The 13,613-nt window shown below is 37.1% G+C and carries 14 protein-coding genes; 6 read left to right on the top strand and 8 right to left on the bottom strand.

What is annotated here, in order from left to right:
• Positions 1-69: 69 nt before the first annotated feature.
• The 3 genes from MKJ01_RS01025 to MKJ01_RS01015 all read right to left on the bottom strand — a co-directional run bounded on the left by MKJ01_RS01025 (position 70) and on the right by MKJ01_RS01015 (position 3,428).
• Positions 70-1,341 (bottom strand): ABC transporter permease, encoded by a 1,272-nt coding sequence (locus MKJ01_RS01025; protein ID WP_241611042.1) that lies wholly within the window; start codon positions 1,339-1,341, stop codon positions 70-72.
• 68 nt (positions 1,342-1,409) lie between these two features.
• A complete protein-coding gene (locus tag MKJ01_RS01020) occupies positions 1,410-2,639 on the bottom strand; it encodes an ABC transporter permease (protein ID WP_241611040.1) in 1,230 nt (409 codons plus the stop codon).
• A gap of 99 nt (positions 2,640-2,738) precedes the next feature.
• Entirely contained in the window at positions 2,739-3,428 is a 690-nt protein-coding gene (locus MKJ01_RS01015) for an ABC transporter ATP-binding protein (protein ID WP_241611038.1), read from the bottom strand.
• Positions 3,429-3,854: 426 nt separating this feature from the next.
• On the opposite strand from MKJ01_RS01015, the gene MKJ01_RS01010 reads away from it, so the two are divergent.
• The 5 genes from MKJ01_RS01010 (at position 3,855) to MKJ01_RS00990 (ending at position 8,434) form a co-directional block, all read left to right on the top strand.
• Positions 3,855-4,829 carry a ribonucleotide-diphosphate reductase subunit beta gene (locus MKJ01_RS01010; RefSeq protein ID WP_241611037.1) on the top strand — a complete coding sequence of 325 codons (975 nt, stop codon included), beginning with the start codon at positions 3,855-3,857 and terminating at the stop codon, positions 4,827-4,829.
• Between the two features lie 133 nt (positions 4,830-4,962).
• Complete coding sequence (locus MKJ01_RS01005; RefSeq protein ID WP_368366188.1) at positions 4,963-6,657, top strand: ribonucleoside-diphosphate reductase subunit alpha; 1,695 nt, start codon at positions 4,963-4,965, stop codon at positions 6,655-6,657.
• 133 nt (positions 6,658-6,790) lie between these two features.
• Entirely contained in the window at positions 6,791-7,246 is a 456-nt protein-coding gene (locus MKJ01_RS01000) for a hypothetical protein (protein WP_241611035.1), read from the top strand.
• Positions 7,243-7,443, top strand: coding sequence for a helix-turn-helix transcriptional regulator (locus MKJ01_RS00995; RefSeq protein WP_241611034.1), 201 nt, complete (start codon positions 7,243-7,245; stop codon positions 7,441-7,443). The genes MKJ01_RS01000 and MKJ01_RS00995 overlap by 4 nt, the downstream gene beginning before the upstream one ends.
• A 100-nt stretch (positions 7,444-7,543) precedes the next feature.
• On the top strand, positions 7,544-8,434 hold the full coding sequence (locus MKJ01_RS00990) for a DUF72 domain-containing protein (RefSeq protein WP_241611033.1): 891 nt from the start codon (positions 7,544-7,546) through the stop codon (positions 8,432-8,434).
• A 118-nt stretch (positions 8,435-8,552) separates the two neighbouring features.
• Here MKJ01_RS00990 and MKJ01_RS00985 read toward each other — a convergent pair whose 3' ends face one another.
• Positions 8,553-9,146, bottom strand: coding sequence for a hypothetical protein (locus MKJ01_RS00985; RefSeq protein WP_241611032.1), 594 nt, complete (start codon positions 9,144-9,146; stop codon positions 8,553-8,555).
• A 56-nt stretch (positions 9,147-9,202) separates the two neighbouring features.
• Here MKJ01_RS00985 and MKJ01_RS00980 point away from each other — a divergent pair, with 56 nt between their 5' ends.
• Positions 9,203-10,438 carry a hypothetical protein gene (locus MKJ01_RS00980; RefSeq protein ID WP_241611031.1) on the top strand — a complete coding sequence of 412 codons (1,236 nt, stop codon included), beginning with the start codon at positions 9,203-9,205 and terminating at the stop codon, positions 10,436-10,438.
• Here MKJ01_RS00980 and MKJ01_RS00975 read toward each other — a convergent pair.
• From MKJ01_RS00975 to MKJ01_RS00960, 4 genes are all read right to left on the bottom strand, one after another.
• Positions 10,435-11,079 carry an HD domain-containing protein gene (locus MKJ01_RS00975; RefSeq protein ID WP_241632425.1) on the bottom strand — a complete coding sequence of 215 codons (645 nt, stop codon included), beginning with the start codon at positions 11,077-11,079 and terminating at the stop codon, positions 10,435-10,437. The genes MKJ01_RS00980 and MKJ01_RS00975 overlap by 4 nt on opposite strands.
• 12 nt (positions 11,080-11,091) lie before the next feature.
• Positions 11,092-11,928 (bottom strand): alpha/beta fold hydrolase, encoded by an 837-nt coding sequence (locus MKJ01_RS00970; protein ID WP_241611027.1) that lies wholly within the window; start codon positions 11,926-11,928, stop codon positions 11,092-11,094.
• A gap of 88 nt (positions 11,929-12,016) precedes the next feature.
• Positions 12,017-12,904: a PfkB family carbohydrate kinase gene (locus tag MKJ01_RS00965; protein WP_241611025.1), complete on the bottom strand. Its 888-nt coding sequence runs from the start codon at positions 12,902-12,904 to the stop codon at positions 12,017-12,019.
• A 71-nt stretch (positions 12,905-12,975) separates the two neighbouring features.
• Complete coding sequence (locus MKJ01_RS00960; RefSeq protein ID WP_241611024.1) at positions 12,976-13,611, bottom strand: DUF4241 domain-containing protein; 636 nt, start codon at positions 13,609-13,611, stop codon at positions 12,976-12,978.
• Positions 13,612-13,613: the final 2 nt, after the last annotated feature.

The following is a 13,613-nucleotide window of genomic DNA, read 5'->3' as shown; positions in this document are numbered from 1 at the left end:
TTTAAATGATATAAAAATTTAATTATTCAAAAATTACGCATTATAAAACCAATGCTCATAACTTCTTCTTTATTCCGTTCTCAGCGCTTCAATCGGCCTGATTTTCACAGCCCTCTGCGCAGGAATCATTCCGATGATCAGCCCTAAAACCACCATTACCGCCATTGCGGCAAAAACATTCCCGTAATTAACGGTGGGATTATAGAAAGGAAACGAATCCTGACCTTGGGTAATCATATCCAGGATCATAAGGACAAAAATTCCGGACATGAATCCGAGCAATCCTGATGACAGCGTAATCACCACACTTTCCAGCAGAATCTGGTTTCTTACTTCTGAAGGTTTCGCTCCTAAAGCTCTTCTGATCCCGATCTCTTTGGTTCTTTCTTTCACAGTGATCAAAAGAATATTGGAAATGGCAATTACCCCTGCAAGAATCGTCAATGTTCCTACGATAATGGTAAGAAGCTGCATGCCGGTTAAAAATCCCGTCAGCTTTTTAAATTCTTTTCCGAGGTTAAAGCTTCCGAAAGCATTGGTATCTTCGGGAGATACTTTATTTTTGGCTTTTAATTCAAGTTTAACTCTTTCTTCCACTGAATTGACACTGGCATTCGGCTTGCTGACAATCGCAAACATATCGATCTGATCTGCCGCATTGTACATTTTAGTATAGGTAGAAAGCGGAATAAATACCGTCTGGTCATTTTCAAAACCTCCTCCTTTCTTCACCCTGAAAACGCCGACCACATTAAAGAAAATTCCCTTGACATTAATGGATTTCCCTAGCGGGTTCTCATTTTTCTTGGCATCGAAAAAGTTTTTATAAATCTCTTCGCCGATTACCGCTACATTTTTATTTCCGGAAACATCCGCATCATTGATATAGCGACCGTAAATAAGTTTTTTCTCAGAAATTTTATTTCCTACAGGATAATCCCCCGTTAATGAATACGTTCCGTTCTTTCCGTTTCTGGACATGGTCTCTCCCGGTGTCCCGGTAAAGCTTCCCCGTGAATTCTGGGGAGAAATGTAATCGATATCCGGAATCTTTCTCTTGAGCATATCGATATCGGAAAGCCGAAGATGTACCTGCCTGCCTTTGGGAAAACCTTCGTAAGGAATCGAAGTATTCTGCGCCCATAGGAAAATAGAGTTGGTGGCAAATCCTGAAAATAATTTATCGAACCCGTTTTCCATTCCTTTGGCCGAACCCAGCAGGACAACGTACAGAAACATACCCCAGCCTACACCGATCATGGTAAGGAAGGTCCGGAGCTTATTATTTTTCAATGAATAATAAATTTCCTGCCAGGTATCTTTTTTAAGTAGTATGTTCACTTTATCTGATTATAAATGATGGTTTATCAATGTTCTTTGCCCGTCAGCTTTTCAGCTTGTTCCAAACATTATTCTGTTCTCAGTGCTTCAATCGGTTTAATCTTGGATGCCCTGTATGCCGGAACAAATCCTGCAATCAGTCCGGAAAATACCAATGCAATGAATGCCATAAAGATCGTTCCCCAGCCTACGCTCGGGCTTTTAATAAAATATTCTTCCAGGTTATCACCAATCAGGTGTAAAGCCAGTACACCCAATCCGACCCCTACAAATCCCGATATGACGGTAATCACCACACTTTCCTGAACAATCAGTGCGACAATGCTTCGGGGTTTTGCTCCGATGGCTTTCCTTACACCTATTTCTTTGGTTCTTTCTTTGACAATATATACCATGATATTGCTGATTCCGATAATTCCCGCCAGCAAGGTTCCCATACCGATAAACCCAACGATTGCGGTAAGAACAGCCATGAAAGTAAAGGTATCGTTCATATTCTGGGCGTTATTCCAGATCCGCACCCCGTTTTCATCCTCAGGGGAAACGTTTTTCCTTGATTTTAGTCTTTCTTTAAGCTCATCTCCATATTTGATGGCCTGTTGCGGATCCAGCTTTTCATCATAAGCAATGTATACGGTACTCACGGTATCAGATCCTTTTTTCATCTGTTGCAGGGTAGAAATAGGAACGGTAATATGCCTTTCGTCCCAGTCTCCACCGTCATCAGAAAAAACACCGACCACTTTAAACATGGTTCCGTTGATATTAAGCTCTTTCCCGACCGGGCTCCCGTTCTTAATCAAATCCCGCTGTACCATTCTTCCGATAACGGCCACATTCTGTTTGTTAGCCATATCGTTAGGTGAAAGGTATCGTCCGTCCAGGATTTTACGGTTCTCGATGTACTGCTCATCCATATTGGCGCCATTGATCTGGTAATTCCCGCTTTCTTTACCATATTTAACCAATAAATTGGAGGTATATCTTGGAGTTGAATTCCCTACTTTCTTCTTATCGACATTGACAAGGAAATCATAATCGTCATTGTTCATGGTAACCACCCTGTCTGACTGAAGCCCTTTGTAGGCCACGGTGGTTTTACCGGTGAAAATGGAAATCAGGTTCTGGGCATCCCTTGCAAATCCCTGTGTAAAAGCATTCTGCAGTCCCGTTCCGATACCGAAAAGCACGATGAAGATAAATAACCCCAACGCCACGGTAAACCCGGAAAGTACCGTCCGTAACACATTGCTGCGGATGGAACTGAATATTTCCTGCCAACGATCTAGGTCGAACATAGTTTTTATTTTTTTTTAATATTGTAAAACAGATTTATTACAATATCAATTCTTTCTTTAAGATTCTCTTCAAAGCCCAACTGAATGTGTACAATTTGCTTATAAAACCAGTTGCTTGATGAATTCATCACTTTCAATAATACCATCACGAAGGATCACATTCCTTTTGGTCTGGGCAGCTACATCAGGCTCATGGGTCACCACAATAATTGTTTTCCCTTCGTTATTGATATCCTGAAGAAGCTTCATGATGTCATGCGTCGTTTTAGAGTCCAAAGCTCCCGTAGGCTCATCGGCAAGCACCACCTTAGGATCTGTGATTAACGCCCTGGCAATGGCAACTCTCTGTTTCTGGCCTCCCGACAATTCATTCGGCAAATGGCCCGCCCATTGTGCCAGACCTACTTTTTCAAGATATTCCATTGCTTTTCTTTCGCGTTCTTTTCTTGGTACGTTCTGGTAATATAAAGGTAACGCAACATTATCCAGTGCCGTTTTATATCCGATAAGATTAAAAGACTGGAAAATAAAACCTAAAAACTTACTTCTGTATTCTGCCGCTTTTACTTCGGATAAATGTTCAATCGGGACATTATCCAGTTCATAAATACCGGAATCTTTCTCATCAAGAATACCAATAATATTAAGCAGTGTGGATTTTCCGGAACCGGAACTTCCCATAATCGAAACAAACTCACCTTCGGAAATATTAAGATTAATTCCCTTCAGAACATGAAGCTTGCTTTTTCCTGTGTCGTACGATTTATGCAGATCCTGAATTATTAGCATTAATGATAATATATATGATGTTTATACGTAATAAGTAGATGATACTTCCGATTTGTTACAAGAATGAAAATTTCTTTACATGAACTATTGTTTAATAGTATTCCTTCTTATTAACAGATGATTATAAAATATTGTTTAATTCCGGAGTACTTATAATGTATATTTTTTTACAATAATCCTGTGTAAGTCAATATCTAAGCGGCATTCATGTAAATGTGGAAAACTTTTAAGGTTAAAATTCAGTCATTTAGTGTTTCGTACTTTCAAATACAGTTCCTGTTGTCTAACTTTGTACTTGTTCATTAAGGATATGTCTAAAATAGTTCAGGATAGCCATCTTGATCCGTAAGCATCAAACAGTCAAACTGTTGGGTATTTTTGAGCATATTCACTTTAATGCAGTATTTAATTTAAGACCTTCTACATATGGGAATTTTTGATAAGAGAGTAAGTTATAAGCCATTTGAATATCCTGAGGTCCTTCAGTTTGTGGAGGCTATCAACAAATCATTCTGGGTACATTCGGAAGTGGACTTTACTGCGGATGTCCAGGATTTTCAGTCGCAGCTTGAGCCACACGAAAAACATGCTGTAAAAAACGCACTTTTGGCGATTGCCCAGATTGAAGTTTCTGTAAAATCTTTTTGGGGAAACCTATACAACCATCTGCCGAAGCCTGAGCTGAATGGTTTGGGTTCTACATTTGCAGAATGTGAATTCCGTCATTCGGAGGCCTATTCCAGATTGCTGGAAGTATTAGGCTATAACCAGGAATTTACCCATGTGGTAGAAGTTCCTGCCTTAAAGAAGAGAATCGATTTCTTATCCAATGTTCTTAAGCATGCCAATTCGGCAACTCCTAAAGAATATGTTTCTTCGCTTCTATTGTTCAGTATCCTTATTGAAAATGTATCGCTGTTTTCTCAGTTTGCAATCATCCTTTCATTCACAAGGTTTAAAGGGTTTATGAAAAATGTCTCTAATATTATTGCCTGGACTTCCGTTGACGAGCAGATCCATGCAAACGGAGGCATCTACCTGATCAATAAAATCCGTGAAGAGCAGCCGGATCTTTTAACAGACTCTGACATTGAAGATATTTATACTTTGGTAGATCAGTCCGTTGAACTGGAAGGCGAAATCCTTGAATGGATTTTTGAACTGGGTGAACTGGATAAATTCTCTAAACAGGATCTGATCAACTTTATGAAATACCGTGTTGATGAAAGTCTGGAAAAAATCAATATGGAAAAACGCTATAACACCACTGCAGAACAATACAGTCCGATGAAATGGTTTGAAGAAGAAGTTTTCGCCAATTCCATGGACGATTTCTTTGCAAAGAGACCTGTGGATTACACGAAGCATGACAAGAGCATTACAGCGAATGATCTGTTTTAATTAAAATCCCTCTAAATTTTATTTAAATGCAGGCGGCAAACAGTTAGCAAAAACTTGTGTATTAAAAATTGTCGAAACATTTAAATGATTAAAATCATTATTCATTAAAATCATAAATACAAAATTCCGGAGTATCAAACGTACTTCGGAATTCGAAAATATAACATCTATGGACGAACAAAACAACAATATATGGTGGCTCAATGAAGAGTCTGAGCAAATGCTTAACAGAGGCTACCTTCTTAAAGGAGAAACCGTAGACGGCGCTATTGACAGAATCACGACCGCTGCAGCAAAAAAATTATACAAACCTGAACTTCAGCCGGCTTTCAAAGAGATGATCATGAAAGGCTGGATCAGTTTTTCTTCTCCGGTTTGGGCGAATATGGGAACGCAGAGAGGTCTTCCAATCTCCTGTTTCAATGTTCATATTCCAGACAGCATTGAAGGAATTACCCACAAAATGGGTGAAGTGATTATGCAGACGAAAATCGGAGGCGGAACTTCTGGGTATTTCGGGGAACTTCGTAACAGAGGAACAGCTGTAACCGATAACGGTAAATCTTCAGGAGCCGTTTCGTTTATGAAATTGTTTGACACTTCTATGGACGTTGTTTCACAAGGTGGTGTAAGAAGAGGAGCTTTTGCAGCCTATCTGGACGTTGACCACGGTGATATTGAAGAGTTTTTATCCATTAAAGATATCGGAAGCCCGATTCAGAACCTTTTTACCGGAATTTGTGTACCTGATTACTGGATGCAGGATATGATTGACGGTGATGCCGATAAACGTAAAATCTGGGCAAGGGTTTTAGAAAGCCGCCAGCAGAAAGGTCTTCCTTATATTTTCTTTACGGATAACGTAAACAGAAACAAACCTCAGGTATATAAAGATCTCGGATTAACCGTGAATGCAAGTAATCTTTGTTCGGAAATTATGCTTCCTTCTACAAGAGAGGAATCTTTCATCTGCTGTTTATCATCTATGAACCTTGAATTGTACGATGAGTGGAAAGATACCAACGCGGTACAATTGGCAATCTATTTCCTTGACGCTGTTTTGTCTGAATTTATCGAAAAAACCGAAGGAAATTATTACCTGAAAGGAGCAAGAGACTTTGCCATGCGTCACAGAGCCCTTGGTTTGGGAGTTTTGGGTTACCATTCTTACTTACAGAAAAATATGATTCCTTTTGAAAGTTTTGAGGCCACGCAGTTTAATGCAAGAGCTTTCAAACACATCAGGACACAGGCAGATATTGCTTCGAAAGAACTGGCTAATATTTACGGAGAGCCGGAACTGTTGAAAGGATACGGAATGAGAAATACAACGGTAATGGCCATTGCTCCTACCACTTCAAGCTCCGCAATTTTAGGACAGACATCTCCGGGAATCGAGCCATTTGCCTCCAATTATTATAAAGCCGGTCTTGCCAAAGGAAATTTCATGCGTAAGAATAAATACCTGGCAAAACTCCTTAGTGATAAAGGTCTTGACAATGAAGAGACATGGAGAACCATTATGCTGAACCACGGTTCCGTACAACATCTGAAAGAATTAACTGACGAAGAAAAAGCAGTATTTAAAACGTTCAGAGAAATTTCCCCAATGGAAATTATTTCACAGGCCGCCCAAAGACAGCAATACATCGATCAGGCTCAGTCGTTGAACCTGCAGATCCCTTCTACCATGCCTGTAAAAGATGTAAACTATCTGTATATCGAAGCATGGAAAAAAGGAGTAAAAACCCTTTACTATCAGAGAAGTTCTTCTGTTTCTAAAGAAATGATGGTAAATTTTGTTACTTGTTCTGCATGTGAAGCTTAGTCATAAACAATATTTAAAATACATTCTAAAACCATAGCCTTTATGTTATGGTTTTTATTTTCCAAACAAATGTAAAATAAACTTTACATATTGTAAAGTATTTATTACATTTACATAATTAAAAATTACAGATATGAATACAATGAAACTTTTTCCTAACCGCTATAAAAGAATTGGCTGGTTTATTTTTATTCCATCATTTATTTTAGGACTCTTATCACTTTCGAATATAATCCATTTTCCGGAAGTATCTTTACCTGTTTTCTACAATTCAGGATTTCCTTTAAGCAATGAAGAGACAGGACTGTTTAAAAATACAGCAATAGATTTTTTTCCGAATCTTTTTGGAATCTTAACAGTTATAGGAGGAATACTTGTAGGATTCTCAAAAGAACAAATTGAAGATGAGTATATTTCGAGCCTTCGTTTGAAATCAGTATTTTGGAGTCTTATTGCGACCTACTCTATTCTTCTGATTTTATTTTTAACGGTTTTCGGAATGCTTTTCTTTACTGCCATGATTCTGATGATGTTTCTGCCTCTGATTTTTTACATTTTAAGGTTTAATTATTTACTGCTTAAAAAATGAAGAATACCATTAAAATTGAAAGAGCTGTAAGAAATATCACACAGGAAGATCTCGCAAAAACAATCGGTGTTTCAAGGCAGACCATTAATGCGATGGAAGCCGGAAAATATGTACCTTCTACAGTACTCGCATTAAAGATTGCCAAACATTTTAATAAAAAAGTGGAAGATATATTTGAGCTTGAATCCGGTGACTAATGAATAGTATCGAAAACATTAAAGACCAACTACAGAAATTTTCTGTAGTTTTTGTTTTATATTTGTTAGAACACTTAATTACTTAAGACTTCACAAACATATGAAATTCGGAAAACTGGAAGATTCCTCTAACATCGATTTTACATTGCCTCAAGACCATCCTGATACAAAGAATGTTCTGAGCAGTAATACAAAAGGTCTTGGTTATATCTCAATCGGGTGTGCCAAATGGAGTAAAACAGACCTGAAAGGCTTCTATCCTAAAGGAACAAAGGATGAACTTTCCTATTATGCTACGCAATTCAATTCCATAGAGCTGAATGCCACTTTTTATGGAATGCCGGCTCCTGCACAGATTCACACCTGGAAAGAGAAAACGCCTGAAGACTTTAAGTTTTTCCCGAAAATCCCCAATACGATTTCCCATTTCAGAAGGCTTATTGATGTAACCGATCCGGTAACCCAGTTTGCTACCTCCATTATGAATTTTGAAGAAAAATTAGGAATGGCTTTTCTGCAGCTCCACGACAATTTCCAGCCAAAAGATTATGAAAGACTGGAAAAATTTGTTAAGGAATGGCCGGAGGAAGTGCCTTTGGCGATAGAACTGAGAAATATAGAGTGGTTTACAGATGAAAATATGTTCAATACTACATGCGAACTCTTTAAGAAGCATAAGATCACCCATATTATTGTAGATACGGCAGGCAGAAGGGACGTTCTTCACATGCGCCTCACCACACCTGATATTTTCATCCGCTATGTAGCCGCCAATACCGAAACTGATTACCGCAGACTTGACAGCTGGGTGGAACGCCTGACCCAATGGAAAGAACAGGGCCTGCGGAATATCTCTTTTTTTATTCATCAGGATATTGAAGCCGCATCTCCGCTTTTATTCGCTCACTTTATCAGAGAGATCAATAAAAAATGGAATACAGATCTTCACATTCCAAAAATGGTAACAGAAAGTACAGGAACCTTATTTTAGGGCTTATTCATTTTAAAAATCTGTCAAAAAGATATGGGAAAGAATCTTAAGTCTGTCGGCTTGGTTCATCTCAGTTTAAATGTAAATAAGCTTCCGGCTTGCTTTGCAAGCCGGAAGCTTATTTTTTTCTTCTGATTAACAATACCACATTCAGAAATAACAGGAGAAAATCCAAAGTGATCCAGATTCCCACTTTTATATTTTCATAATTATAGGCTTCCACCTGCTTTTTAGCCAGATCGGAGAGCTTTACGCTTTGATTGATGTAATTCTGAATTTCAATAATCTGATCTATATTTTTATTCGGAAGAGCGTGCTGTGAGAAATAGACGAGGTTTTTCTTTCCCAGATATCCTACAATCCAGTATTCATCAGACTTATCCATTTTCAGGTATTCTATTCTGTAGTATTCAGGACGTATATTTCCGATATGCTTTGTTTCAATGATTTTACCGGTATCAGAATCGTTTAAAATCACCACATAAAAATCCAGAGGCTGCGGAAGTTTATTAATGACCTGTAATGCCACGGAATCTTCAACAATACCAACAGCACTTTTCTTGATAAACCAGTAAGTAAAAATGGAAATCGAAAAAGTAATGGTAACAATGCGGAACAATTTTGCCCATTCAGCAGCTTTTCCCTTTTTTATTTTTGATAAAAACAGAGAGAAAATTAGCGCCCAGAAGATAAGCAGAATTACAAATGTCATATTGCAAAGATACTTATTTATCTATATTTTTGCACCTAATTTAAAAACGTTCAACTATGAAAAAAATTCTTGGAATTATCTTATTCTTATTTGTATTTTTTAGCTATGCTCAAGTAAAATTTGAAAAGGGCTATATAATTACAAATGAAGGCGAAAAAAAAGAGGTGATAATTAAAAATTTAGATTGGTCAGATAATCCTAAAAGTTTCATTTATAGAGTCGATGATAAATCTTCTGATATAATCGGCACTCCATATAAAATAAAAGAGTTTGGAATTTACGGCTTTGCAAAATATCTAAGCTACACAGGTCCTGTTGATAATTCTTCAGATGATATAACTGCATTATCCAGCACTTATGAGCCTGAATTTCAAAATGAAACAATTTTTATAAAAGAGCTTGTTTCAGGTGATAAGAATTTATACTCGTATAAAAAAACTACCACAAAATATTTTTATTCTGATTCAAAATCTGATATCCAGCAATTAATATATAAAAAATATAATCCGGAAGGTAATCAATCTAAAATTGCAACAAATGAAACATATTTGAATCAATTAAAACTTATTTTTAAAGATGATGCTAAGGTTATAGCTATAATTCCTAAAACAAGTTATACTACAAATAGCTTGACAAAAGTTTTCATGGCTCATAATCAGCAAAATAATCTTAACGATTCAAATAATCAATTTCAACAAAAAAAGCATTCTGCAAAATTTAACCTAATTATAAGACCGGGTATCAACTTTTATTCAGGCTTAAAAACAAAAAATTTGCTTAATGCAGGTGAATTTCCATCTAAAACCAATTTTAGAATTGGATTGGAAGCTGAGCTTGTATTACCATTCAACAAAAATAAATGGTCAATAATATTTGAGCCCACATATTCTTTTTACTCTAATAAAAAAATAAGCATTCCGTCGGGTGATAAATTATATACTATAAATATGGATACTTATTCTTTTATAAATCTCCCTGTAGGAATAAGACATTATATGTACTTAAATGATAAATCCAAATTCTTTATTAATGCAAATGTTAATGCTCTTCATTTAAAATCTGGAAAAGCAAAAAGTATAGATATGGCTTATAATGATCAAACATTTGATAAAGCAAACCTGGCGTCAGTTATTGCATTTGAAAGTTTTTCTTTCGGCGCTGGCTATGTTTATAATAATAAATTTATGGTTGAAGCGAGATATAACAGCCAATTTAATATTATAGATAATAAAGCTTCCCAAAGTGCAGCAATGAGTTATACTTCTATAATTTTAGGATATAATATTTTTTAATCAACATTCCATTCTTTGTAAAACTGGTCGAGGAAGTTCAGCATAAAATCATGTCTTTCCCCGGCTATTTGTTTCCCTTCTTCCGTATTCATCAGATCTTTTAGCAACAATAGCTTTTCATAAAAGTGATTGATGGTGGTTCCGTTCGATTTTTTATATTCTTCTTTGGACATGTTCAGTTTAGGCTCAATATGAGGATCATACATCAGGTTGTTTTTAAAACCGCCGAAATTAAATGTCCTGGCGATACCAATCGCACCAATCGCATCGATCCGATCTGCATCCTGAACGATTTTAAGTTCAATGGGAATATTCTCAGGAACTTCTCCCCTGTTTTTGAATGAAATATTTTTAATGATATAAATAACCTGTACAATCACATTTTCGGGAACATTTTGACCTTCCAGGAATTCCCGGGACACATGAAGCGCAATCGTCTCGTCTCCGTTATGAAATTTAGGATCTGCAATATCGTGGAGAAGGGCTGCCAGTTCTACAACTTCTACATTACAGTTTTCGGTTACGGCAATTTTTTTTGAAAGTTTCCATACTCTTTCGATATGAAACCAATCATGCCCTGCTTCAGCACCCTCCAGTTTTTTCTTTACAAATTCTACTGTATTTTCAATCAGATTTTCCATTTTCATTTCTATTCAATTCAATTTATTTAAAACAATATGCCAGAGCCCTTTATTATACGTTCTGAAAAAATTGATGTGTCCGATCTTTCCTTTCTCCGATTCGGAAGCCTTAATCAATCTGTACGTCGGTTTAAGATTCGGATAGGTATCATCCAATAAACTCCTGACTCCTTTTTCAGTTAACCAGACATCATCTTCCGCACGAAGAACAAAAACTTCCTGAGTTAAATTTTCAGAATAATCATCCGTTTTCTCCAGCAGCCTGTTGGTTGATTTTTTGTTTAAAATTAAGGTTCTCCAGTCATATGCACAATTTTTCGGCAGACTTTCTCCCAATCCGAACCAATGTGAAGGAAAATAGCCCAGCCATGCAGTAGTAAGAGGCTGCGCAACTCCAAACCCCAAATAGGCTTCAATTTTTGTTTTACATTTTAAATTTCCGGCAAAAGCATTCTGAGTAGCTACGAAAATGAACTTCTCAAACATTTCAGAGTCTTTATTCATTCCCAGAATCAATGCTCCTACCGAATGTCCAAGGCAATATTTCCGGTATCCTTTAAAATGGGCTTTAACGTAATTTGTCACCGCCTGATAATCTTCAGTACCCCAGGTTCTCATAGAAGCTTCAAAACCACTCAGTTTCTCAGGTTTTGAAAGTCCGATTCCCTGGTAATCATAGGTGATAACCGTAAATCCCTGTTGACAAAAATACTGTGCAAAAGAAAAATAAACCTGCTGTCTGACGCCTGTTGCAGAATTGATAAGCAAAAGCCGGCCATCATCTTTTTCAGGATAAAAAACATGGGCCGTAACCGGAAAATGATTTGTTGTAAGGAGTACCTTTTCCATAAATGAAAGAAAAAATTCCACTGTAAAAGTGGAATTTTAAATTGTATTACCGATTAAGTTTTGATCTTTTTGATATGCGGAAAATAGCTTAAGAAAAATCAGATACTCTGGGAAGTCCCGTCTGAGATCCTTTTTTACCGGACACACGGGATGAAACCTCATTACCGAATTTCACACATACTTCAATAGAATTTCCGTGGCATAATGCAATGGAAAATCCCGATGTAAAAGCATCTCCCATCCCCATTTTGTAAGTATTTTTTTCATTCTCATTCCTGCAGTATTTCATTTCTGTTCCATCGAAATATACGGTAGAGTTAATATCATCCCTGACAAAAAGCTTATTAAAATATTTCTTAAGAATATCCTCTCTCTGATCTTCACCAAAAACAATATGAAGCTCATTGCTTTTTACAACAATGAAATCAGCAGCTTCCAGCACCTCAGTACTTAATTTTTGTGCAGGGGAAGCATATAAGCCAATCTTTTTATTATATTTTTTAGCTTTTCTGACGGTATATTCAATAACTTCCATGGATACTTCAAGCTGAAGAAGAACGAGATCCGCCATATTAAAATGTGCATCTGCTGCCTCAACATGTTCAATGCTTAAATGATTATTGGCTGCAGGCACTACGACAATAGCAGCGTTTCCGTCTGACGTTGTCACGTAAGCTGTCCCTGTTGTTGCATGATCGGTTTGAACTACAAAATCAACATGGACATTTTCGCTAACCATATTTTTTACAACCTGTTGGCCTAAAGCATCCATCCCAACACATCCGATAAAGTAGACATCAGCTCCTAACCTGGCTGCTCCAATAGCCTGGTTAGCTCCTTTGCCTCCGAAATAACTTCCAGAACTGCGGGCAATAACGGTTTCGTTTCCGCACGGAACTTTTCCCGTTTCTAAAACAAGATCAATCGAGGAACTTCCTACTACGATGATTTTTGGCTGTCTGGATGAGAAATTCATTGCGTTTCGTATTCGTTGTTATTCTATGCTGAATATCATTCATATTTTACTGCAGACCATATTACATATAATCAGCTGATTTCAATAAACTCAGTAATTATTTTTACCGGTGCTCCGTTTTTATCATAAGCAATATAGCTTGCGTAAAAACCTTCACCGTATCCGGTTTCAAACGCAAAAATGGTTCCAGCTTCTTCTTCAGACGGCTTTAAAAAAGCATACTGGTCGATAGCCCCGTTCTCATCAAAGAAATGTTCATGAAAAAACTCTTCATAAATTCCCATAAAATCCACCCCTTTGCTGTGATACAGTTTCTGTTCAAGTGCATTCAGGCTTTCTTGGGTTTCAACATCCATAAAACATCCCATCCCACTTTCCACAGGATATCCAAAAATTTCACCTTCTGCCAGATCTTTAGTCTGCTGTCCTTCCGTTGTTGCCAGTTTCCATTCTGAAACGTCAGAGCTGCTGAATATAATTTCAGCATATGCCACACAATTGCTTTCCCTTTCTTTATGAAGCAAAACAGAAAACGTTCCTTTTGGAAACACCGTAGTAAAAGGCTGCATATCATTGGTAATGACAGGATCACAGGCCACTAATTTCCCACTGGAAAGATAAACTTTTCCCACTTCAAAACTTTCCAGCAAAGGATTCTCTACAAAATCCTTTGAGAATAGTTTCTTTATATTTTCTAAGTGTGTCATTT

The sequence above is a fragment of the Chryseobacterium sp. SSA4.19 genome (assembly GCF_022601875.1).
GTDB lineage: Bacteria > Bacteroidota > Bacteroidia > Flavobacteriales > Weeksellaceae > Chryseobacterium.
Note: the sequence above shows the minus strand (reverse complement) of the source record. Positions and strands in the feature narration are given on the sequence as shown.